This is a genomic window from Massilia violaceinigra (assembly GCF_002752675.1).
GTDB classification, from domain to species: domain Bacteria; phylum Pseudomonadota; class Gammaproteobacteria; order Burkholderiales; family Burkholderiaceae_D; genus Telluria_A; species Telluria_A violaceinigra.
This window is the reverse complement of record NZ_CP024608.1, coordinates 5,930,278-5,952,201: the sequence shown is the minus strand read 5'-3', so window position 1 is coordinate 5,952,201 and position 21,924 is coordinate 5,930,278. Positions and strand designations below refer to the sequence as shown.

General features: G+C 64.5%; 23 protein-coding genes. 11 read left to right on the top strand and 12 right to left on the bottom strand.

Annotated elements, in window-relative coordinates:
- Window position 1 precedes the first annotated feature (1 nt).
- The 5 genes from CR152_RS25540 to CR152_RS25520 form a co-directional block, all read right to left on the bottom strand.
- The gene (locus CR152_RS25540; RefSeq protein ID WP_099879683.1) at window positions 2-721 is read right to left on the bottom strand and encodes a thioesterase II family protein; all 720 of its coding nucleotides are present in this window, start codon (window positions 719-721) and stop codon (window positions 2-4) included.
- Window positions 722-751: 30 nt separating this feature from the next.
- Window positions 752-2,269, bottom strand: a complete 1,518-nt coding sequence (locus CR152_RS25535) for a S8 family serine peptidase (protein ID WP_099879681.1) — start codon at window positions 2,267-2,269, stop codon at window positions 752-754.
- A 48-nt stretch (window positions 2,270-2,317) separates the two neighbouring features.
- The gene (locus CR152_RS25530) at window positions 2,318-3,091 is read right to left on the bottom strand and encodes a hypothetical protein (protein WP_099879679.1); all 774 of its coding nucleotides are present in this window, start codon (window positions 3,089-3,091) and stop codon (window positions 2,318-2,320) included.
- A gap of 4 nt (window positions 3,092-3,095) precedes the next feature.
- Window positions 3,096-3,503 carry a hypothetical protein gene (locus tag CR152_RS25525; RefSeq protein ID WP_099879677.1) on the bottom strand — a complete coding sequence of 136 codons (408 nt, stop codon included), beginning with the start codon at window positions 3,501-3,503 and terminating at the stop codon, window positions 3,096-3,098.
- Window positions 3,504-3,746: 243 nt separating this feature from the next.
- Window positions 3,747-4,226: a putative toxin-antitoxin system toxin component, PIN family gene (locus CR152_RS25520; protein WP_099879675.1), complete on the bottom strand. Its 480-nt coding sequence runs from the start codon at window positions 4,224-4,226 to the stop codon at window positions 3,747-3,749.
- 37 nt (window positions 4,227-4,263) lie between these two features.
- Here CR152_RS25520 and yaaA point away from each other — a divergent pair, with 37 nt between their 5' ends.
- On the top strand, window positions 4,264-5,034 hold the full coding sequence (yaaA, locus tag CR152_RS25515) for a peroxide stress protein YaaA (RefSeq protein WP_099879673.1): 771 nt from the start codon (window positions 4,264-4,266) through the stop codon (window positions 5,032-5,034).
- Between the two features lie 76 nt (window positions 5,035-5,110).
- Here the strand turns inward: yaaA and CR152_RS25510 are convergent, their stop codons facing one another.
- Window positions 5,111-5,941: an outer membrane protein assembly factor BamD gene (locus CR152_RS25510; RefSeq protein ID WP_099879670.1), complete on the bottom strand. Its 831-nt coding sequence runs from the start codon at window positions 5,939-5,941 to the stop codon at window positions 5,111-5,113.
- 65 nt (window positions 5,942-6,006) lie between these two features.
- Here CR152_RS25510 and CR152_RS25505 point away from each other — a divergent pair, with 65 nt between their 5' ends.
- Together CR152_RS25505 and pgeF are read left to right on the top strand one after the other, a co-directional pair.
- Complete coding sequence (locus CR152_RS25505) at window positions 6,007-7,056, top strand: RluA family pseudouridine synthase (RefSeq protein ID WP_099879668.1); 1,050 nt, start codon at window positions 6,007-6,009, stop codon at window positions 7,054-7,056.
- A complete protein-coding gene (gene pgeF / locus CR152_RS25500) occupies window positions 7,056-7,844 on the top strand; it encodes a peptidoglycan editing factor PgeF (protein ID WP_208640205.1) in 789 nt (262 codons plus the stop codon). The genes CR152_RS25505 and pgeF overlap by 1 nt, the downstream gene beginning before the upstream one ends.
- Window positions 7,845-7,855: 11 nt before the next feature.
- On the opposite strand, the gene CR152_RS25495 is transcribed toward pgeF, so the two are convergent.
- The gene (locus tag CR152_RS25495) at window positions 7,856-8,278 is read right to left on the bottom strand and encodes a hypothetical protein (protein WP_167399851.1); all 423 of its coding nucleotides are present in this window, start codon (window positions 8,276-8,278) and stop codon (window positions 7,856-7,858) included.
- On the opposite strand from CR152_RS25495, the gene phaC reads away from it, so the two are divergent.
- The 4 genes from phaC to CR152_RS25475 all read left to right on the top strand — a co-directional run bounded on the left by phaC (window position 8,268) and on the right by CR152_RS25475 (window position 13,507).
- Window positions 8,268-9,983 (top strand): class I poly(R)-hydroxyalkanoic acid synthase, encoded by a 1,716-nt coding sequence (phaC, locus tag CR152_RS25490; protein WP_229413848.1) that lies wholly within the window; start codon window positions 8,268-8,270, stop codon window positions 9,981-9,983. The genes CR152_RS25495 and phaC overlap by 11 nt on opposite strands.
- Window positions 9,984-10,192: 209 nt before the next feature.
- Entirely contained in the window at window positions 10,193-10,747 is a 555-nt protein-coding gene (gene phaR / locus CR152_RS25485; RefSeq protein ID WP_099879662.1) for a polyhydroxyalkanoate synthesis repressor PhaR, read from the top strand.
- Window positions 10,748-10,906: 159 nt separating this feature from the next.
- Window positions 10,907-12,286, top strand: a complete 1,380-nt coding sequence (rimO, locus tag CR152_RS25480; RefSeq protein WP_099879660.1) for a 30S ribosomal protein S12 methylthiotransferase RimO — start codon at window positions 10,907-10,909, stop codon at window positions 12,284-12,286.
- 60 nt (window positions 12,287-12,346) lie between these two features.
- Window positions 12,347-13,507: a cystathionine beta-lyase gene (locus tag CR152_RS25475; RefSeq protein ID WP_099882769.1), complete on the top strand. Its 1,161-nt coding sequence runs from the start codon at window positions 12,347-12,349 to the stop codon at window positions 13,505-13,507.
- 160 nt (window positions 13,508-13,667) lie between these two features.
- On the opposite strand, the gene CR152_RS25470 is transcribed toward CR152_RS25475, so the two are convergent.
- Together CR152_RS25470 and trxC are read right to left on the bottom strand one after the other, a co-directional pair.
- The gene (locus CR152_RS25470) at window positions 13,668-14,045 is read right to left on the bottom strand and encodes a DUF4870 family protein (protein WP_099879658.1); all 378 of its coding nucleotides are present in this window, start codon (window positions 14,043-14,045) and stop codon (window positions 13,668-13,670) included.
- Window positions 14,046-14,120: 75 nt separating this feature from the next.
- Window positions 14,121-14,564, bottom strand: coding sequence for a thioredoxin TrxC (gene trxC, locus CR152_RS25465; RefSeq protein ID WP_099879656.1), 444 nt, complete (start codon window positions 14,562-14,564; stop codon window positions 14,121-14,123).
- A gap of 110 nt (window positions 14,565-14,674) precedes the next feature.
- Here trxC and CR152_RS25460 point away from each other — a divergent pair, with 110 nt between their 5' ends.
- Window positions 14,675-15,478, top strand: coding sequence for a DUF72 domain-containing protein (locus CR152_RS25460; RefSeq protein WP_099879655.1), 804 nt, complete (start codon window positions 14,675-14,677; stop codon window positions 15,476-15,478).
- Here CR152_RS25460 and CR152_RS25455 read toward each other — a convergent pair.
- Both CR152_RS25455 and CR152_RS25450 read right to left on the bottom strand, forming a co-directional pair.
- A complete protein-coding gene (locus CR152_RS25455) occupies window positions 15,444-17,639 on the bottom strand; it encodes an ATP-binding protein (RefSeq protein ID WP_099879653.1) in 2,196 nt (731 codons plus the stop codon). The two genes, CR152_RS25460 and CR152_RS25455, sit on opposite strands and share 35 nt — an antisense overlap.
- 142 nt (window positions 17,640-17,781) lie before the next feature.
- Window positions 17,782-18,060 carry a hypothetical protein gene (locus CR152_RS25450; RefSeq protein ID WP_157778730.1) on the bottom strand — a complete coding sequence of 93 codons (279 nt, stop codon included), beginning with the start codon at window positions 18,058-18,060 and terminating at the stop codon, window positions 17,782-17,784.
- A 106-nt stretch (window positions 18,061-18,166) separates the two neighbouring features.
- Between CR152_RS25450 and CR152_RS25445 the strand changes: the two genes are divergently transcribed.
- The gene (locus CR152_RS25445) at window positions 18,167-18,565 is read left to right on the top strand and encodes a GFA family protein (RefSeq protein WP_099879649.1); all 399 of its coding nucleotides are present in this window, start codon (window positions 18,167-18,169) and stop codon (window positions 18,563-18,565) included.
- 33 nt (window positions 18,566-18,598) lie between these two features.
- Here the strand turns inward: CR152_RS25445 and CR152_RS25440 are convergent, their stop codons facing one another.
- On the bottom strand, window positions 18,599-18,967 hold the full coding sequence (locus CR152_RS25440; RefSeq protein WP_099879647.1) for a hypothetical protein: 369 nt from the start codon (window positions 18,965-18,967) through the stop codon (window positions 18,599-18,601).
- A gap of 159 nt (window positions 18,968-19,126) precedes the next feature.
- On the opposite strand from CR152_RS25440, the gene CR152_RS25435 reads away from it, so the two are divergent.
- Together CR152_RS25435 and CR152_RS25430 are read left to right on the top strand one after the other, a co-directional pair.
- Entirely contained in the window at window positions 19,127-21,295 is a 2,169-nt protein-coding gene (locus CR152_RS25435) for a serine/threonine-protein kinase (protein WP_099879645.1), read from the top strand.
- Window positions 21,292-21,915: a hypothetical protein gene (locus tag CR152_RS25430; protein WP_157778729.1), complete on the top strand. Its 624-nt coding sequence runs from the start codon at window positions 21,292-21,294 to the stop codon at window positions 21,913-21,915. The genes CR152_RS25435 and CR152_RS25430 overlap by 4 nt, the downstream gene beginning before the upstream one ends.
- Window positions 21,916-21,924: the final 9 nt, after the last annotated feature.

The following is a 21,924-nucleotide window of genomic DNA, read 5'->3' as shown; positions in this document are numbered from 1 at the left end:
CTCAGGCCACCGCGTCGTCGGGACACAGGGTGGACAGGCCGAGATCGGTGCAGATCGCGTGCTGCACCAGGACCGGTGTCTTGTAGAGGTAAAAATGACCGCCGGGAAAGAGCCGGAGCCGGAACGCGTCCGCCGTGTGCTGGCGCCAGGCGCGCAGCTCGGGCCGGCTGATGCGCTGGTCGGTGATGCCGCCGAGGCAGGTGATGGGGCAGGACAGCGGCGGCGCGTGCCGGTAGCGGTAGTGCTCGGCGATCTCGAGGTCGGAACGCAGGACCGGCAGCAGCGTGTCCATCAGATCGGGCTGCGCCAGCACCTCGGGCGGGGTGCCGTCCAGCCGCAGCAGCTCCGCCTTGAGCAGATGCCCGGGCAGCGCATGCAGGGGCGGGCTGCGGCCGTTCAGGTGGGGCGCGCGAAAGGCCGAGACGAACAGGTGCTCCGGCTGGCGCAGTCCGGCGCAGCGCATCATGCGCGCCAGTTCAAAGGCCACCAGCGCGCCCATGCTGTGCCCGAGCATGGCGAAGGGCTGGTCCAGCAGGGGTTCTATGCCGTGCGACAAGTCCCGCAGCAGCGCATCCATACGGCGCGGCATCGCATCCTTGTAGCGCGCTTCGCGGCCGGGCAGCGCGACCGGCATGATCTGCAGACTGTCCGGCCCCGCCGCCAGCCAGGAACGGAATTGCGAAGGGCCCGCCCCCGCATGGGGAAAGCAAAGAAGCCGCATGGTGGGTCGCCCCCTTGTTGCACCAGTTCGTTAGCCCAATTGGGCGATCATGGCGAGGATTTCTTGCTGCTTGCCTTCCAGGTCGGCGATCAGCGCCGCGACGCGCTGCTGCTGCGCGCGGCCGGGGTCGGCGGGCGGGCCGGCCTGGGGCGGCGCGGGCCGGCCCGCCTGCGGCACGCCGGCGCCCTGGATCGGGTCCGGCAGCGACAGGTCGATCGCGCTCGCCGCCAGCAGCTGCCTGAGCTGTTCGCACTGGCGCGCGTCGCCGGTGCGGATTTCGGGGTGCGCGGACAGGGCCGCGGCCGCCAGTCCCGAGACGAAGGCGCAGGCCATCGATGTGCCATCCCAGGCCGCGTAGCCGCCGGGCACGCTCGATATGATCGCCACACCCGGCGCGATGAAGGCCGTCTGCGGCCCGCTGTTGGAGAAATTGGGCACGAACAGGCTCGTCGCGTCATTGCGCAGTTCGGCGATGCGCAGCGCATGGGCGCTGCCGGCGGGGAAGGCGTGCATCGAGCCGAATGCCGTCACCGCCAGCACGCCGTCGCTGGCCGCCGGGTGGCAGAGCTGGGGGCCGCCGTCATTGCCGGCGGCGGCCACCAGGGTGATGCCCGCCTGGGCCGCCTCGGCCAGCTTGAGCGCGAGCAGGGCGCTGGGGCTGCCGATGGCCAAGCTCATATTGACGATATCCATGCCGTTGTCGATGCACCATTGCAGGCCTTCGAGCAGGTCGCTCAGCCGGCCGCCGGGAAACGCCTTGACGGCATACAGGGCGACGTCGGGAGCGACACCGCATACGCCATTGACCGCATTGCGGCCGCCGATCACGCCCGCGCAGTGGGTGCCGTGGCCCTTCTCATCGCTGCGGAAGTCGTCCGCGTCGGCCCCGTCCAGCGCGTTCATGCCGCCCGCGACCGCCAAGTCCGGGTGATCGGCAATGCCGCTGTCGAGCACCGCGACCTTGACGCCGGCGCCTCCGGACACCTCGCTGGTCATGCCCAGCCACTGGCGTTCCCACGCAGCGGCGCCGCGCGGAATCAGCGGGGTCAGGGCGACCTCGGTCGTCCGGTCCGCCGCCGGCGCCGGGATCACCCGCGCCCAGTAGTTGGCGGCGGGCGAGACGATCACGTGTTCGATCACCGGATCGAGCACGCGCACGCCGGCCGTGCCGTCCTGCCCGGTGCGGCCCCGGTAAGTGGCGCGCTCGCCTTTCACGAACAGCGTCGCGCCCGCGACCGGCGCGCCCGTTTGCGCGTCGCGCACGGCAAAGAGGTATTCCTGGCCACGGTCCGGCCCTACTTCGAAACCGAGCGCCGGCATCGGCGCCAGCAGCGTGAGCGGCTGGTCTTCCTCGATCAGCATCTCGCCATGGTCGCGTGCGAGATTATCCGCTTCGGCGGCGGTCATTTCCACCACCTGCGTGCCGGTCGTGCCGGCGCGTCCCAATTGCTGTTCCGGCAGCCCTGCGACCACGTCCTGCAAGCTCAGGCCCGAGCCCATCCGGACGTGCCGGGGCACCGCGATGATGTAGCGCTTCGTGACCGACATGACTTCTCCCCGACCGGGTCGTGCAGCATCTGCCGACCGGCATGACGTTCAGAGTAGACCGAGTGCCTGCGCTTGTTGGTGCTGAGCGGTATGCAGTTGCTGCAGGTAAGCCAGCACTTCCGGCGGCATGGCCGCCCACTGTTGCTGCGCAAGCTCGGCCTCGTGTCGCGCCGCGCCCTCTTGGTATGCAGCATCTTCCAGCATGGCGAGCTCGATTTCCTGCAGCGCGGCCGCATAGGTCGGCAGGTTCATGCCGGCGGCCGCCGCTTCCTGCTCGGCCAGCGCCTGATACTGCTGTTGTTGGTACTGCGCCAGCCCGGCCAGCTGCTGCTGTTCGTGCTGCTGAGCGAGCTGGGCCATTTGCTCTTGCTCCTGGTGCCGAGCCAGCTCGGTCAGGTGGTATTCATGCGTCTGCAGCACGTCCAGGTAAGTGGGCAAGTCCATGCCCGCGGCAGCGGCCTCGTCCGTCGCAGCCTGGTGCTGTTCGTGGTTCTGCAGCGCGGCCAGGTAAGTGGGCAGGTCCATGCCGGCAGCAGCGGCTTCGTCCGTCGCAGCCTGGTGCTGTTCGTGGTTCTGCAGCACGGCCAGGTAAGTGGGCAGGTCCATGCCCGCGGCAGCGGCTTCGTCCGTCGCAGCCTGGTGCTGTTCGTGGTTCTGCAGCACGGCCAGGTAAGTGGGCAGGTCCATGCCCGCGGCAGCGGCTTCGTCCGTCGCAAGCAGATGCATGTGTCGCGCTTCGGCGGTCTCCGCTTCGAGTTGGGCGTGTTCCTGCGCGGCCAGCTGCTCAAGCAGCATCGCCTTCCGCAAGCTGTATTCGTTCATGGCTTTACCTCCTACGCGGTGGTTTTTTGCCGCGTACGGACGGACTGGGCGGCAGGTCGGATGGGTGTTCGGAGTCGGATGTCGGGTTCCGCCGTGCATCATCGGCGGGTCGAAGCATGGTCAGCAGCTGGTCGGATACGTTGCCGAGATGATCGAGGGTGGCGCGCAGCTCACTGCGCAGCTGCTCTTTTTCAGCCTCGGGAAGATCGGCCATCTGCGACAGGGCGTGCTGGCAGGCATCGATGGAGCGCCGCAGTTCGCGGCTTTCCAGGGCAGCGCCGTCGATCACCGCCGGGGATGGCCGGGCAGGTGCGTTGGCGCCCGCAGCCACGGCGGACAGATAGTCCGGGAACTCGCTGTAGCCCCGCAGGAACGCTTGGTAAAGGCGGGCTTGAAGAGCGTTAGCTTCCATGGCATTCGAACCTCCATTCGACCTGAACCCAAGTGTATGCCGATCGACTGGCGAAAACAACCAGCAGGTAATAAAAAAAGAATAGTGTCGTATTTACTAGACGAAGGGATTCCCTGCAGGTAAAGCTGAACCGCAGGTTCAAGGTCAGCAAGGCCAACCGAAGGTTGCTGCCTTCAAATTGCAGGTGCCTGACTGTCAAGTCTCGTCCGGCCCCCTGTCTTTCTGGACTGTCCAGGTCATGCCCTAAGAATTGCCTTGCGCGGCTTGCGTATCGATCGCCGCCGCAGCACCGAGCTTGACCCATGCCTCCGGCAGCATGATGCGGAACATGCCGGCCTGGGCTGTCTTGCGCGCAAGCTTGAGCAGTGCCTTGTCCTTGGTGATGAGGATGTCGGCGCCGGCGTCGCGCGCCAGTTCCAGGAACTTCTGGTCGTCGCGGTCGGTGCAGACCGGCAGTCGCACCGGTTTGGCGTCGGGGGCGACGACGGTGATCGATGCATCGAAGCGCGCCGCCGCGAGCGGGCGGGAGGCTTCGTCGAGCGGCAGGTGCTTGTAGTGCAGCACCACCAGATATTCTTCCCGACAATCGGCGCGCGTGACGGCTTCGACCGCGCCACTCTCGACGGCGGCCAGCAGGCTGGCCCAGCGCGGATCGTGGAAGACGAACAGGTCGAGGCAGACATTGGTGTCGAGCACGATGCGTTTGGCTGGAGCGGGTATCATATTGGTCTGTCTATTCGTAGTAAGTTGATTGAATCTTATGCTGATTGTCTTGTCGCCCGCCAAATCGCTGGACCTGGAAACGCCCCCGACCACCAAACTGCACACCACGCCCGATTTTCTCGACCGTTCCGGCGCGCTGATCGATGTACTGCGCCACTATTCGCCGGCCGAACTGGCCAGCCTGATGCACTTGTCCGACCCCCTGGCCGACCTCAACGTGGGCCGTTATGCCAGCTGGAGCAAGGACACCAGCGAGGCGCGCCAGGCCATCATGGCCTTCAACGGCGATGTGTATGCCGGCTTCGACGCGCGTTCGCTCAAGCCGGGCCAGCTCGATTACGCGCAGCACAGTGTGCGTATTTTATCCGGGCTGTACGGTGTGCTGCGTCCGCTCGACCTGATCCATCCGCACCGGCTGGAGATGGGCACCAAGCTGGCCACGCCGCAGGGCAAGGACCTGTATGCGTTCTGGGGCGAGACGGTCACCGGCGCGCTGAACGAGGCGATTGCCGCCAAGGGGGCGAAGGTGCTGGTCAACCTGGCGTCGCAAGAGTATTTCAAGTCGGTCAAGCCCAAGTTGCTGTCGGTGCCGGTGGTCACGCCCGTGTTCGAGGACTGGAAGGGCGGCAAGTACAAGATCATTTCCTTCTTCGCCAAGCGGGCGCGCGGGCTGATGGCGCGCTACGCGGCGGTCAAGGGCATTGCCGACGCCGAGAAGCTCAAGAGTTTCAAGGTCGACGGCTATGCGTTCGACAAGCACGATTCGGACGAGCGCACGTGGATTTTTCGGCGCCGGGTCGAGGTCTGACCCTGACGGCACCGGGCTGCGCCAATAAAAAACCGGGTTTCCCCGGTTTTTTGTTGCATCTGCCTCAGCGCAGTGATCAGCGTGCCGGACGGTTCGACTTGGCCCAGAACTTCCACCACGCTTTCTCGCCGGCGTTCGGGTCGAGGTACTTGCTGTTCGGGTAGTTGCGCACGAATATGCGCTTGGTGTCGTCGCGCAGCTCGGGCATGCCCAGCTTGTCGTAGTTGCGCATCATCAAAAACAGCGCCTCTTCGCGCGCCGGCGCATCCTGGTAGTCCGACACCGCCGCCATCGCACGGTTCAGCGAGGCCAGGTAAGCGCCGCGGTCGTGGTAATAGTTGGCCACGTGAACTTCGTACTGCGCCATCGCGTTCACCAGATACTTCATGCGGGCAATCGAATCGGCCGCGTAGATGCTGTCTGGGAACTTGTCGACCAGCGCCTTGAAGGCGGCAAACGCTTCGCGCGTCGCTTTCGGGTCGCGCTCGGTCGGGTCCTGTTCGTAGACGAAGCTCAGGAAGCCGATCTGGTCGTTGAAGTTGATCAGCCCGCGCAGGTAGTACATATAGTCGACGTTGGGATGGTTCGGGTGCAGCTTGATGAAGCGCTCCACCGCGGCCAGCGCCTGCGCCTGGTCCTGGCTCTTGTAGTGAGCGTAGGCAATTTCCATCTGCGCCTGCGCTGCATAATTACCGAACGGGTAGTTGGTTTCGAGGCGCTCGAACAGCTTGATTGCCGCCTCGTAGTGGCCACCCGCCATTTCTTCGCGTGCCTCAGCGTATAATTTCGTCACCGGCCAGTTTTTGGTCTCGTCGGTTTTTTCCGGCAACAAGCTGCAAGCGGACAAACCGAGCAGAAGAGTAGTAGCAACAATATTGGCAACAACACGCGATAATTTTTTTTGCATAACTTTTTGCAAGAGAGTATTAACTGAGATTCAACGAAAGGCTGATTATAGCCGATGGGACTGCTGTGATATTAACTCCAACGCCGAATTCGGCGGATTTGCCCTTAGACCCCGATCTGGAGATCGACATCGATGACGAGGCCGGCGACGAATACGTCCTGCCCGCCGTCGGCATCGACCTCTCCCCGATCCACCTCGAACTGACGCCGGACGCCTGCGGCCACCGTCTGGACAAGGTCATTGCCGGCCTGGTCCCGCAATTTTCGCGCAGCCGCCTGCAGCTGTGGTTCGAAGCGGGCCATGTGCTGGTCGACGGCAAGCCCGCGCGCGGCAAAGACACCGCTTACGGCGACGAAGCGGTGGTCATCCTGCCACAAAGTGCGCCGGAAGACGAGGCCTACACGCCTGAAGCGATGGAACTGAACATCGTGTTCGAGGACGAGCATATCATCGTCATCAACAAACCGGCCGGACTGGTCGTGCATCCGGGCGCCGGCAACTGGGCCGGGACCCTGCTCAACGGCTTGCTGCACCACTGTCCGCAACTGGCCGGCGTGCCGCGCGCGGGTATCGTGCACCGGCTCGACAAGGATACCAGCGGCCTGATGGTCATCGGCAAAACCCTGGCGGCGCAGACCGACCTGGTGCGCCAGCTGCAGGCGCGCAGCGTCAAGCGCGAGTATTTTGCGCTCGTCTGGGGCACGCCGCAACTGAGCAGCACCATCGACGCGTCGATGGGCCGCCACCCGAAAGACCGGGTCAAGATGGCCGTGTCGACCAATTTCTCGGCCAAGCCGGCCATTACCCACTACCAGCGCATCGCCACCGGTATGTTGGACCGTCGTCCCGTCAGTCTGGTTCAATGCCAGCTCGAGACCGGCCGCACCCACCAGATCCGCGTGCACATGCTCTCGATCGGCTTCGCGCTGGTGGGCGACGCCGTGTACGGCAAGCAGCACCTCACGCCGGTATTTCCGCGCCAGGCGTTGCAGGCGCGCCGTCTGGGCCTGGTGCATCCGGCCACCGGCGAGGACATGGAATGGATCGTGCCGCTGGCCGATGATTTCGCCGAGCTGATCGAACGCGCCGGCATTCCCGAGCCCGAGCAGGTGTGATGTCCGGCTTGCACATCATCGCGCCCGACTGGCCGGATATGCCGGACGGCATTGGCGCCATCGCCACCACGCGCGTTGGCGGCGTCAGTCCGGCGCCGTATGACGACGGGGCCGGCGGCGGAGGGCTGAACCTGGGCAACCATGTCGGCGACGATCCGGTGCTGGTCGGCCTGAACCGCGCGCGCCTGCGGCAGGCGCTGCCGGGCGAGCCGGCCTGGATTTCGCAGGTGCATGGCGTGGCCGTGGTCGACGCCGCCACCGTGCAGCCGGGCCAGCCGGTGCGGGTGGGCGACGCCAGCATTGCCAGCGTGCCCGGCGTGGTGTGCGCAATCATGACGGCCGATTGCCTGCCGGTGCTGTTCGCGTCGAGAGACGGCAAGGTGGTGGGCGCCGCGCACGCGGGCTGGCGCGGACTGGCCGCCGGGGTGCTGCGCGAGACCGTGGCGGCCATGCGCGCGGCCGGCGCCGGCGAAATTACCGCTTGGCTGGGGCCGGCCATCGGTCCAACCCAGTTCGAAGTCGGCAGCGATGTGTTCGACAGCTTTATGGCCGGGGCCCACGGCGCTGATGAGGCAAGCCAGACCGCGCAGTGTTTCGCGCCATTTCCGGGTCGTCCGGGCAAGTATCTGGCCGATATCTACTGGCTGGCGCGCATCGTGCTGGCGCGCGATAACGTGACCGATGTTTCCGGCGGAACGTATTGCACCGCCAGCGAGCGCGGCCGCTTTTATTCGTACCGGCGCGACCAGGTCACGGGCCGCCAGGCTAGCCTGATCTGGATTAAATGAGCCCGGCGGCGTCAGTCGCCGCCGGACCCACCGTCGCCGCTGCTGCTGTCGTTGTCGCCGCTGTCGCTATCGCTGCGGTCGCGCGTCGAGCGATGACGCTCGCGCTCGCCGGTGGCGTCCTGGCCATCCGGCTCGCGTCCCGCGCGTCGGCGGCGCGCCATTTCTTCTTTCTGTGCGATCTTCATGCGCCGCATCTTCGAACCGGCGATGTACCAGACTATTGACAAAGGCAACACACAATAGCCCAAAAACGTCATAATCCCTGCGACAATACCGTGCTCGGTAACCTCGGTCACCGCCATCAGTCCGACCACATAGATCCATGCAATAGCGACAAGCCACATACAACTTTCCTTGGAAAAGATTGAAACAATGAACGCAAACATGAATATGCCCGACCCGCAAGCGATGGCCTCCGCATGGATGTCCCACATGACCGATCCCTCCGCCTGGCAGGCGATGTTCCGGGCGGCGCCGGAGGGCGCCAGTCCGGTGGCCGGCCTGCTCAAGGACGCCGGCGCGACCATTCCGCCGCAGGCGCTGGAATCGTTGCGCAACGATTACCTGCAAAAAGCCGCCGGATTGTGGCAGGAATTTCTTGCAGGGAAAACTCCCTCGCTCACCGACCGCCGCTTTGCCGCGCCGGAATGGCTGTCCAATCCGATGTCCGCCTTCAGTGCCGCATCATACCTGTTAAACGCCGAGTTCCTGACCGCCATGGCCGATGCGGTCGAGACCGGTCCGCGCGAACGGCAAAAGATCCGTTTTGCCGTGCAGCAGATGGTCGACGCCATGTCGCCGGCCAATTTCCTGGCGACGAACCCGGAAGCGCAGCAACAACTCATCGACACCAAGGGTGAAAGCCTCACCCGCGGCCTGGCCAATATGATGACCGATATGCAGAAAGGGCGCATTTCGCTGTCGGACGAATCGGCTTTCGAGGTGGGCCGCAACGTCGCCACCACGCCGGGCCAGGTGGTGTTTGAAAACGAGCTGTTCCAGCTGATCCAGTACACCCCGGCCACGCCGACCGTGCACCAGCTGCCCTTGCTCATGATGCCGCCTTGCATCAACAAGTTTTACATCCTCGACCTGCAGCCGGAAAACTCGGTGGTGCGCTACACGGTGGAGCAGGGTCATACGGTGTTCCTGGTGTCGTGGCGCAATCCCGATGCCTCGATGGGTGCAACCACCTGGGATGATTACGTCGAGAATGGCGCGATCAAGGCGATCGAAGTCACGCGCGCCATTTCCGGGTCCGACAAGGTCAACGCCTTCGGTTTCTGCGTCGGCGGCACCATCATGAGCACGGCGCTGGCGGTGCTGGCGGCGCGCGGCGAGCAGCCGGCGGCCAGCCTGACCTTGCTGACCACCTTGCTCGACTTCGAGGACACGGGGGTGCTGGAAGTGTTCATCGACGAAACCCAGGTGGCGATGCGTGAAAAAGCCCTGGCCAAGGGCGGGCTGATGCCGGGGCGCGATCTGGCCACGACCTTCTCGTCGCTGCGCCCGAACGACCTGGTGTGGAATTACGTGCAGTCGAACTATCTGAAGGGCAAGGAACCACCGCCGTTCGACTTGCTGTATTGGAATTCCGACAGCACCAACCTGCCTGGGCCGATGTTTTGCTGGTATCTGCGCAATACCTACCTGGAAAACAGTCTCAAGGAGCCGGGCAAGCTGACCGTGGCCGGGGCGCCGGTCGACCTGGGCGCGATCGAGGCGCCGGTGTTCGTGTACGGTTCCAAGGAAGATCATATTGTTCCCTGGAGCGCGGCGTACGGCTCGATGCACATTCTGAACCCGAAGAATGCGCAGGCCAACCGCTTTGTGATGGGCGCGTCCGGGCATATTGCCGGCGTGATCAACCCGGCGTCGAAGAACAAGCGCAGTTACTGGACCAACGACGCCGGTGCCGCGCCCAAGGGTAAAGGCAAAGCCATGGGCAAGGCGGCGGCATCGGCGCAGGAATGGTTCAACGGCGCGACCGAACACAAGGGCAGCTGGTGGCCGGAGTGGGCCGCTTTCCTGGCTGAACACGGCGGCAAGGAAGTCAAGGCGCCGGCCAAGGCGGGCAGCAAGGCCTACCAGCCGATCGAGCCGGCGCCGGGGCGTTACGTCAAGGTCAGGGCGGACTGAGGCAGGCAATGGGGCAGGGCAACGGGGGTTGCCCTCCATTTATCGTTTGGGTGCGGCGCACTATTTGCTGCACGCGACCCGGTAAAGTGGTATTTTTGCGAATATCCACTCTATAATGCAAAAAGCAGGCCTGTCAGGAGCGGACCCCGGTCCGCTTTTTTTTCGTGATCAGTCAACATGCGCTGCGGCGCAATAAGTGGAACCTTGAGATGAGTAGTGCAAAAAAGAGTACGGAACGCCTGATCAAGAAGTACCCGAATCGTCGTCTGTACGATACCCAGACCAGTTCGTATATCACGCTGACCGACGTCAAGCAGCTGGTGCTCGACGCGGATGAATTCACCGTGATCGATGCCAAGACGAACGAAGACCTGACCCGCAGCATCTTGCTTCAGATCATCCTGGAAGAGGAAGCGAACGGTGCTCCGATGTTTTCGAGCGGCGTGCTGTCGCAGATCATCCGCTATTACGGCCATGCCATGCAGGGGATGATGGGGTCTTACCTGGAGAAAAACGTCCAGGCATTCACGGATATCCAGAACAAGTTCACCACCGGTTCGACCGGGGCGTTCGAGGGCAAACCGTTCAGTCCGGAAATGTGGACCCAGTTCATGAATGTGCAGGGACCGATGATGCAGGGGATGATGAATAACTACATCGACCAGAGCAAAAACCTCTTTGTGCAGATGCAGGAACAGATGCAGAACCAGAGCAAGAGCATTTTTGGGGCGGCGTTTCCGTTTCCGCCGGTGGAGAAGAAGTAAGCCGGAATTTAGTTATCGCTTACCCCCATGCCGCCTTGGCGCGGGAACGACGGCGTGGGGGGCGGCGCAAACAGTAGCGCAGGGGCAACGCCTAAACCACCATCACCCCGCCCCAAACAGGTATAATCGCAGATTACCCTGCCTTATTGTGCCTCCAACATGTCCGAACTTCGTCGTATTCCCCTTCCTGGTGCCGCTCCAAAAGTCGGCTTTGTCTCGCTCGGTTGCCCTAAAGCGCTGGTCGACTCCGAACAGATCCTGACCCAGCTGCGCGCCGAAGGTTACGAAACCGCCAAGTCGTACGAAGGCGCCGATCTCGTGATCGTCAACACCTGCGGCTTCATCGACGCCGCCGTCCAGGAATCGCTCGACGCCATCGGCGAAGCGCTGGCCGAAAACGGCCGCGTCATCGTCACCGGCTGCCTCGGCGCCAAAAAAGATGCTGCCGGCGACGACATCATCATGAAGGTACACCCGAAGGTGCTGGCTGTCACCGGCCCTCACGCCCTCGGCGAAGTCATGGACTCGGTCCACCTGCACCTGCCCAAGCCGCATGAGCCGTTTTTCGACCTGGTGCCGTCGCAAGGCATCAAGCTCACGCCGAAACATTACGCTTACCTCAAGATTTCCGAAGGCTGCAATCACCGTTGCAGTTTCTGCATCATTCCATCGATGCGCGGCGACCTCGTGTCGCGCCCGATCGCCGACCTGATGATGGAAGCCGAAAACCTGTTCAAGGCCGGCGTCAAGGAACTGCTCGTCATTTCCCAGGACACTAGCGCCTACGGCGTCGACGTCAAGTTCCGCTCCGGCTTCTGGAACGGCCGTCCGGTCAAGACCCACATGACGCAACTGGTCGAAGCGCTCGGCCAGCTGGCGGCCCAGTTCGGCGCCTGGGTGCGCCTGCACTACGTCTACCCGTACCCGCACGTCGACCAGATCATTCCGATGATGGGCGGCGGCTCGGTCCTGCCTTACCTCGACATTCCGATGCAGCACGCCCATCCGGACGTACTCAAGCGCATGAAGCGCCCGGCCAGCGGCGAGAAAAACCTCGACCGCATCCAGGCTTGGCGCGCCATGAATCCGGACCTGACGATCCGCTCGACCTTCATCGCCGGCTTCCCGGGCGAAACCGAGGCCGAATTCGAGTACCTGCTGGACTTCCTCAAGGAAGCCCAGATCGACCGTCTCGGCTGCTTTGCGTATTCGCCGGTGGAAGGCGCCACCGCCAACCTGCTCGATAATCCCGTGCCGGCAGAAGTGCGCGAAGAACGCCGTGGCCGCGTCATGCTGCTGCAGGAAGAAATCTCGGCCAAGCGCCTGCAGGCCAAGGTCGGCAAGATCATGCGCGTGCTGGTCGATGAAGTCGGCGGCAAGGAAGCCATCGGCCGCTCGTGGGCCGACGCGCCGGAAATCGACGGCGTGGTCCACATCAAGCGTTCGCTGGTGCCGGGCAAGAAGCTCACCGTCGGCGAATTTGCCGACGTCACCATCACCGCCGCCGACGCCCACGATCTCTGGGCCTCGGTGGTCTAGTTCACCACGGCTGGCATGGCCGCCCGCTGGCCGCGCCGCCACCGGAAAGCCTGCCAGCCGATGAAAACTTCCCCCCAGACCCAACTGATTCATAACGCCTACGAGCCGCCCGCCGGCTTCGCGGCATTTCCCACCCCGATCCATCACGCCTCGACGGTCCTGTTCAAGGATGTCGCGGCGATGCGCTCGGGCGACTGGAAAGACAAGAACGCCTACACCTACGGCTTGCACGGCACGCCGACCACGTTTACCCTGGAAGCGCGCTTGGCCGCGATCGAAGACGGCCTGTTCTGCCTGCTGGCGCCGAGCGGGCTGGCGGCGATCGCCATGGTCGACTTTGCGCTGCTCAAAAGCGGCGATGACGTGCTGCTGCCCGATAATGTGTACAACCCGAACCGCGAACTGGGCCGCTGGCTCAGCCAGGATTTCGGCATCACCGCGCGCTATTACGATCCGATGATCGGGGCCGGCATTGCGGAATTGATGCAGCCGAATACGAAACTGGTCTGGACCGAGGCGCCCGGTTCGGTGTCGATGGAAGTGCCCGATTTGCCGGCGATTTGCAAGGCGGCGCATGCCGCGGGCGCGCTGGTGGCGCTGGACAACACCTGGTCCGCCGGGCTGGCGCTGCGCGGCTTCGAGCATGGCGTCGACATCATCATGCAGGCGCTGACCAAGTACCAGTCGGGCGGCTCGGACGTGCTGATGGGCGCCGTGATCACGCGCGAGCGTGCGCTCAACGACCGCATTGCGATGGCGCATATGCGTCTCGGCATGGGCGTGAGCGCTGACGACGCGTATCTGGTACTGCGCGGGCTGAGCAGCATGAAGCTGCGCTTCGAGGCGCACGATGCGGCGGCCAGGAAAGTGGCGGCTTGGCTCAAGGCGCGCCCGGAGATTGCGCGGGTGCTGCATCCGGCCTTTGCCGATTGCCCGGGGCATGAGCACTGGAAGCGCGACTTTACCGGCGCGGGCGGCTTGTTTTCGGTGGTGTTCGATGCGCGTTACAGCGAGGAACAGACCGACCGCTTCGTCGATAGTCTGGCATTGTTCGGGATTGGCTACAGCTGGGGCGGTGCGAACAGCCTGGTCATGCCGTACCGGATGCAGGCGATGCGCAAGGACTGGAAGGATGCGGGGGTGCTGGTGCGCTTCAATATCGGGCTGGAAGATGCCGATGATCTGATTGCCGATCTGGAGCAGGGGCTGGGGAGGCTTTGAGGCGCTGGCTGCCGTCGTTCCCGCCACCACCTTCGTCGTTCCCGCGAAGGCGGGAACCCAAGTTAGTGCCGTAGTTACTGGCTGATCAATGAACTTGGGTTCCCGCCGAGTGCCGCCTTGGCGCGGGAACGACGGGATAGTGGCGAAACGGGAATGCCGCTTAACCCGGCATCGCCCGATTCTTCTCCAGATCGAAATACCCTTTCAGCAAGCGGTAAGCCTTCCAGATCCACGCCAGTCCACCCACCACATACGCGATGACGATGCCAAGGCCGAGCACCCACCACAAGGTGATGAAGAAAAATGCGGCAACCACGGCCCACACGAAAAACCACCAGAACGAGCGGATCATCCAGCTGTGATGGCTGTACAAAAACGACCCTTCCGTCTCGGGCCGCTTGATATAGTTGGCGATCAAGGGCACGACCGATAGCAGTCCCAGCGAGAAAACCAGGGCCAGGGCATGCACGATGTACAGAATCCGCGCGACGTTTTTTTGTTCTTCCAAATTGGAATCGAGTACCAGGTCTTGCGTCATAATTCATGCTCCTTTAGCAATATGACCCGATTGTAGCAGTCCCGCCGCGCCCCCTCCGCTTGTTTCGCATGCATATCATGCGTGGCGCATGAGTGCATCCACCCAGGAAACAATTCCATTCACGTCCATCGCGCCCGGCTGGCGCGCCATTTCGCGGCCATTCCGGAACAGCGCCAGCGTCGGAATGCTGCGGATGTTGTAGCGAGCCGCGAGATCCTGCAGGTGCTCGGTATCGACCTTGAGCAGCCGGATGCGCGGCTCGAGCCGCTTGGCCGCCTGCTGGTAGGCCGGCGCCATCATCTTGCACGGTCCGCACCATTCGGCCCAGAAATCGACCAGCACGGGAATATCGTTGCGCTCGACATGCTTGTTGAAGCGTTCCGTGTTGACGTCGATCGGCATGCCGACGAAGAGCTCACGCGCGCATTTGCCGCACACGGGTGTGTCGTTCAGGCGCTCGTGCGCCAGCCGGTTGACCGCTTCGCAATGCGGGCAGACGATGTGGACGGGGTCGGTCATGAAATCCTCCTGCATACTGATTGGTAAAACGCCATTGTAGACCGCGCGTCGCCTCGCGCGTCGCCAACCGTGTTCGGCTCGCGCGCCGCTCGCTGCTACACTTTCTCACCATGACAAATCGTACACATCAAGACGCCGGGACGCTGCGCATCGGTTGCGCCGGCTGGACCATTTCACGCGAGGCGGCGGGCGCGTTCGAGACCGCCGGCAGCCACCTGGAACGCTATGCGCGCGTGCTCGGCACGGTCGAAATCAATTCCTCGTTTTATCGTCCGCACCAGGCCAAGACCTATGCGCGCTGGGCCGATAGCGTGCCGCCGGATTTCCGCTTCGCGGTCAAGCTGCCGCGCACCATCACGCACGATGCGCGCCTTGTGGGCATCGATGCGCCGCTGAGCCAGTTCGCGGCCGAAGCCGGCGCCCTCGGCGACAAGCTCGGCTGCCTGCTGGTGCAACTGCCGCCCAAGCTCGCTTTCGACGCCGCCGTCGCCAGCGACTTTTTCGCGCGCCTGAAAGACACCTTCGGCTGCATGATCGCCTGCGAAGCGCGCCATCCGACCTGGTTCGGCGAAGACGCCAGCGCGCTGCTGCGGCGCGAATCGATCACGCGCGTGATCGCCGATCCGGCCAAGGGCCAGGAGGGCGCGCACGTGCCAACCACGGAAAGCATCTACGTGCGCCTGCATGGCTCGCCGCGCATCTACTACTCGCCGTATTCCGCGGACTATCTGGCCCAGCTGGCGCGCGACATGGCGACCCACGCGGCGCATGGGCGCGATGTCTGGTGCATCTTCGATAACACGGCGTCCGGCGCGGCACTGCCCAATGCGCTCGACCTGCGCGCAGCGCTCGGCCTTGCGCGGCCCGGCCAGGTGCCGCCTAGGACAGCGCCAGATCCAGGTCGTCCAGCCTGATCGGCTTGGTGAAGTGGCGGGCGAACCCGGCGTCGAGCGCCAAGGTGCGGTCTTTTTCGCTGCCGTAGCCGGTCAGGGCAATGAGTTCGATGCCGGCGGTACGCTCGTCGGCCTTGAGCGCGCGCGCCACCGCATAGCCATCCATGTCCGGCAGGCCGATATCGATAAAGGCCAGCTCCGGCTGCACGGCCAGCGCCGTGGCGATCGCCTCCGGCCCGCTGGCGGCGCTGACCACCTCGCACGAGCGCAACTGCAGCAGCATCGACATCATCTCGCGCGCATCCGCATTGTCTTCCACCAGCAGCACGCGGCGCAGGCGCGCCGACGGGGCCGCTGGCGCGTCCGGCGCCACGGCGGCGTGCCCGGCCAGGCGCGGCAGGGTGACGGTGGCGGTGCTGCCCTTGCCGCTGCCTTCGCTGTCGATGCGCACGAAGCCGCCATGCAGCTCGACCAGCCGGCGCACCAGCGACAGGCCGATCCCCAGCCCGCCATGGGCGCGCTGCAGGCTCTGCTTGCCCTGCACGAAAATGTCGAACACGTGCGGCAGCAGGTCGGCCGGGATGCCGAGGCCCGCATCGCGCACGCTCAGTTCGGCCGCGTCGCCCACGTGGCGCACCGACAGCACGATCTCGCCGCCGCCCGGACTGTATTTGATGGCGTTGTCGAGCAGGTTGTCGATCACTTGCAGCAGGCGGGTCGGATCGGCGTTGACGGTGGCCGGCACGGTATCGAGGCGCACGGTGAAGGCGGCCGTGCGCCCGCTCGCCTTGAGCGTGTCGACGCAGCGCTGCAGCACCTCGGCCAGGTCGACCGGCGCCTTGTCCAGTTCCAGCTTGCCCATCAGGGCGCGGTTCACTTCGAGCAGGTCGTCGACCAGCTTGCGCAGGTGGTCGGTCTGGCGCCGCAGCACGTCGCGCGCGCGCTGGGCCATGGCGTCGTCGATGTTGCGCCCGTTGTCGAGGATCGAGACGGCGCTGGCGACCGCGCTGAGCGGGTTGCGCAGCTCGTGGCCGAGCATCGCCAGGAACTCGTCCTTGGCGGCATTCTGTTCTTCGGCGCGGGCGCGCGCGGTCTTTTCCGACACCAGCAGCGCATTGCGTTCGTTCTCGGCGTCGGACCGCGAGCGCATTTCGGCCTGCAGGCGCTTGCTCGCTTCGCGGATCGCTTCGTTCAGGCTTTCCAGTTCGTGGATGCCGGAGCGCGCCAGCGCGTTCACTTCGCCACCCTGGCCGAGCAGGGCGGCGGCCTGCGAGGCGCGCGCCACGAAGCGCACCAGGTGGCGTCCGGCCACCATGGCCAGGGTCAGCGCCGCGATCAGGGCGATCACCAGGCCGGCGCCCATCACCGGCACCCCGCGCCACACGGCCGCATCGATCTCGGCCAGAGGCGCACCGATGATGATCGACCAGCCCGAACGCTCGGAGCGGGTGAAGGCGTCGACCACGTCGTTGCCGTCGCCCGACGGATGCGTGAACACGCCGCTGCGCTTTTTGTTGATGACGGCAAGGGTGGCGGGACGGACCGTGACACCGACGAATTTGTCGGCATTCTCGCTGCGCGCGATGATGACGCCGGCCCGGTCGAGGATCGCCACGCGCCAGCCCGGCGGCAGGGTGCCCCCGGCGAACGAATGCGCAAAGAAGGCCGGCGAAAACGCCTGTCCGATCGCGTAGCCCTGGCCGGTTGCAGTCTGGATCGGCTGTTCGACTATGACAAAATGGTTTTTCAGCGCTGCGCCCCACTTGATGCCGCTGACCTGGCCCTTGCCCGAGGCGAGCATCGCCGTCACCTGTTCCGGATCGGCACGCCTGGGCAGGGCGGTGCCATACGGGAGGCGCGTATTGATCAGTTGCTGGCCGTTGGTGTCGTACAGGATGATCCAGCCGCCGGGCGCGGCGCTTGCCTCGCGCGCTTCCACGTAGAAGCGCGCCAGCTCGCCGCGCGCCAGCGCGTGCGAGTGGCCCAGCACCTTGAGCACCGACTGGGCCCGGTAGATATCGGCATCGATGGCGCGCGCGGTCAGCGTGGCGCTTTGCTCGATGCGGCCGATGGCCGAGCTGTGCTGGGTGTCCTGCAGAATGTGCAGCGCAATGCCGCCGAACACGGCAACCGGAACGACAATCGAGATGGCCAGGACGATGTAGTGGGAACGCAGGCGCATCAACGGGAGGCGCCGCTGCGGCGCAAGAGGGACTGTGCTGGCATGGATGTACGAATGAATGGACGAATGAATGGACAATCCGGCGTGACGGGAACAATGGGCGCGATTTTACCGCACTGGCCGGTGCGTCAGGAAAATCGCTTCAGCGTCCGCGCCGCTCGTGCTCCACGGCCAGTGGCAGCATCGCGCGCCACAGTGCCAGTCCGGCCATGCTGGCGCCGCCGCACAGCCAGCCGCGCAGGTCGAGCGTGGGCTGGGTGGACAGGAACCACATCATCGCCACCATGCCGCCGATGGTCACCATCATGCCGGCCAGCGCCGCCCAGGCGCGCCAGTTGGCCGCGCGCGCGTTGGCGGCGGTGCTCAGGGTCAGGGCGATTTGCTGGTTGATGTTCATGCGGTACAGCATACCCGCTGGCATGGCGAATGTCCACGCCCGGCGGGCAGGCTTGCTGGTACACTCACGTCCAATGCTTGACTGAAACTAACCATCCAACCAGACGACACCGCGCGGCGGTGAACCGACGATGAAAACGTATCTTGGAAGTTGCCATTGCGGCGCCGTGCGCTTCGAGGCCGATATCGACCTGAGCCTGGAAACGTTGCGCTGCAACTGTTCGTTTTGCAAAAAGATCCGCTGGTGGGCGGCGATCGTGAAGCCGGAATCGTTCCGCCTGCTGTGCGGCGCGTCGGAGCTGAGCGATTATCAGTTCCAGCGCCGGGTCGAGCATCACCTGTTCTGCCGCCACTGCGGGGTGCCGCCGTTCTGCATCGGCCAGTCGCCCCGCCTGGGCAAATTTTACGGCGTCAATATCGCCTGCCTGGACGGCGTCACCGACGACGAACTGTCCTGGGTGCCGGTGCGCTACGTGGACGGACGCAACGACGAGTGGGACAAGCCGCCCGCCGAAACGGGCTATTTGTAAGCTGCAACGCTTGCCCACGCCTCAGCGGTGGCGTCAGCCGCGCCCGATGTGCGCGCGGCCGTGGCCGCCGTGGCCCCAGTAACGCCCGAAGCCGAAGCCGAGACTGATCGAGACGGGCGGATAGTAATAGGCCGGTTCGTCGATGTACACCGGTGCCGGCACATACACGGGTTGCGGCACATACACCCGTTCGACCACGGTCACCGGGCGCGAGGAATACTCGACGCGCGAACCGGTGGGCGAGGCGGCGGCCACGCGGTCGCCGGTGCCGGGCGCCACCGGCGTGACGGACACCACGCGCCACTGGGTCGGATCGGACGGCTGCGCGTAGCGGGTTGACGCAGGGTGGGTGGCGCAGCCGCCGAGCGCGCCCAGGACACCGATCAATAACAGTTTTTTCATGACGGGAAACTCCTCATTCCGATGCGATCACTATAGGCAAACGGCCGCTGGCGGCGCGGCTACTTACAGCTTGTTACAACGATGACATCATACGAAACTTTTTTGTCATTGACACCTTCCTACATGTACACTATGGAAATGTTTACATAACCAGACGACGTGGAGCGCGATTTGCAGGTGGATGAGCAAGAACTGGGTCATTATCGGCTGAAGCGTCTGTTGGGTGAGGGTGGCTTCGGGCAGGTATACGAGGCCTGGGATTCTAAGCTGCAGCGTACCATCGCCATCAAGCGACTCAAACCGCAATTGCTGTCGTCGCGGCCGGAAAACCTGCTCGACGAGGCGCGCCTTGCCGCGTCGTTGCGCCATCCGGGCTTTGTGCGCATCTTCTCGATCGAGGGCGACGCGGCCCACCAGTCGATCATAATGGAATTTGTCGATGGCTGCACCTTGCGCGAAGCGGGCAAGCGCGGTCCGATGTCCCAAGACAAAGTTCTCGACATCGTGGCCCAGGTGGCCGACGCCATGCGCGAAGCCCACGCGGCCCAACTGATCCACGGCGATATCAAGCCGGCCAACCTGATGCTCGACGCGTCCGGCAAGGTGCGCATCATGGACTTCGGCCTGGCGCGCAAGATCGATCCGCAAGCGACCGAATCGATCGCGTTCGACCAGACTGAGGGCACCATCGCCTACCTGGCGCCGGAACTGATGATGGGCTCCACGCTGAGCCCGCAAAGCGATGTGTATGCGCTCGGCGTGGTGATGTATGAATTGCTGACCGGTACCCGGCCGTTTTCGCACCTGAGCGGGCTGGCGCTGGCCGCCGCCCACATTCAATCTTCCTCGGACTTGTGGCCGTTCCCGGCGCAAACCGCGCCGGGCGTGATCGCACTGGTGCGCGCCATGACGGCGCGCAAGGTCGAGGACCGGCTGGCCTCGATGCAGGCGGTGCAGGATGCGGTGCTGCGCCAGCTGAACCCCGCCTCCATCCCCGCCGAGGCTGGCAAGGGCGGGCGCGAACGCGCGGCGACGCTGTTCGGCAAGAAGAAAGTGCAGATTGCCATGGTCCTGGCCGCGCTGGCGATCGGGGTGGGCGGCGTGCTGCGCAGCGGTGTGCTCAACGACTGGTACCAGCGCAACGATCCCTTCTTTTCGGAAGCGACGGCGATGCAGACCGGACTGACGGCGCTGCGGACCTTCGAGCGTCCCGAGAGCCTCGACCTGGCGGTGCGCAGCTTCAGCGCCATTCTCGAGCGCGATCCGAATCATGCCGCCGCCGCCGCCGGCTTGTCGTTTGCCTATAGCTTCAAGCAAACCAGCGATCAGCGCGACGCTGCCTGGCTCAAGCGCGCCGATGCCAGTGCCCAGCTCGCCATTAAGCTCAACAGCCAGCTGGCGCTGGGCTACGCGGCCCAGGCGACCGTGCGCGCCGGCCAGCGCAGGCTGCCGGAGGCACTGTCGCTGGCCGACCATGCCTTGCGGCTCGACCCGCTCAACTGGTTCGGCCTGATTACCAAGAGCAACGCCCTGACGCGTTCGCGCCGCTATGGCGAGGCCGAACGCACTTTGCGCGATGCGATCAAGATCTATCCGGCCGACCACGTGCTGCAGGATTTGCTGGGTACCTTGTATTTCGAGCAGGGGCAGCTCAAGGCTGCCGAAGAGGCATTCCGGCGCAGCATCAAGCTGCAACCGGATACGGTCACCTCCTACGGCAACCTCAGCCTTGCCTTGCAGCGCCAGAATCGCATGGATGAAAGTCTGCAAGTGTTGCAGCAAGGCTTGCAGGTACGTCCGACGGGCACGCTCTACACCAACCTGGGCAATGCCTTGTTCAACCGCGGCGATTACGTCGGCGCGGCCGAGGCGTTCGAGCGCGCCGTCGCGCCCCCGTTCGCGACCACGTCCGATTACCTGCGCTGGGCTAACCTGGGCGACACCCTGCGCTGGATTCCGGGGCGCGAGGAAGATTCGCGCAAGGCTTACCGGCAAGCGATCGGGATACTCAAGCCGATGCTGAGCGATGCCCCGGGCGACGCCACCTTCCAATCGCGCATGGGGCTGTACGGAGCGCGCCTGGGCGAGCGTGCCGCCGCGCTCGAGCATACCCGGCGCGCCGTGGAAATGCGGCCGGAAGACCCCAACCTGCGCTTTCGCGCGCTCATGGCCTACGAACTGCTGGGCGAGCGCGAGCGCGCCCTGGCGGAGCTGGCGGCGGCGCGCCAGCGAGGTTATCCCATCCATCTCATCAACGCCGAGCCCGATCTGATCGCGCTGCGGCGCGACCCGCGGTACTTTGATTCCACCACAGAAAGTGATAAATGAAGAAACCGACATCGATGCTTCTTGAAGCAAACTTCGACATCAACCAGATCGGCGAAACGCTGGAATGGAAGTTCAGCCGCAAGGATGGGGATGGCAACCCGCTCACGGGCCGGTACGCCGGCGCCATCTACTTCACCATGGGCGAACTGGTGCACATCAAGGTACGCGCGGGCGGCTACGAGAAGTTCGAGTCGTTCAAGGTGCTCGATTGCTCCCTCATTACCCGCCCGCAAATCGTCTGTATCGCCCCCGGCCAGCTGGCCACCTATGCCAGCCCGTCGCCCTTCGACGGCGTGGCCGGCGCCTGCGTGGCGATCGCTCCGGACGAATTCGGCCCGCCCCGTGCCAGGGAGAGCGAGGATGACGGACGCAGATACCACACGATCTCGCGCAAATGGGACAACTTCCTCACCGTCGGCGAAGATACCGGCCGCTGGGAAGTGTCATTCGTGCTGACCGTCGAGATCACGCGCCGCTCCGGCAAGCAGGACACGCGCGTGTTCGTCTTCGATCCGGAAGGCGTGGTCGGCGCCGGCGTTACTCCGCCGGACATGGGCGACACCGACGACGGCGTCGCTTGCATGCCGGAAGGCGAAGTCATCGGCGGCTTGCCGGCCTGATCCGGATAA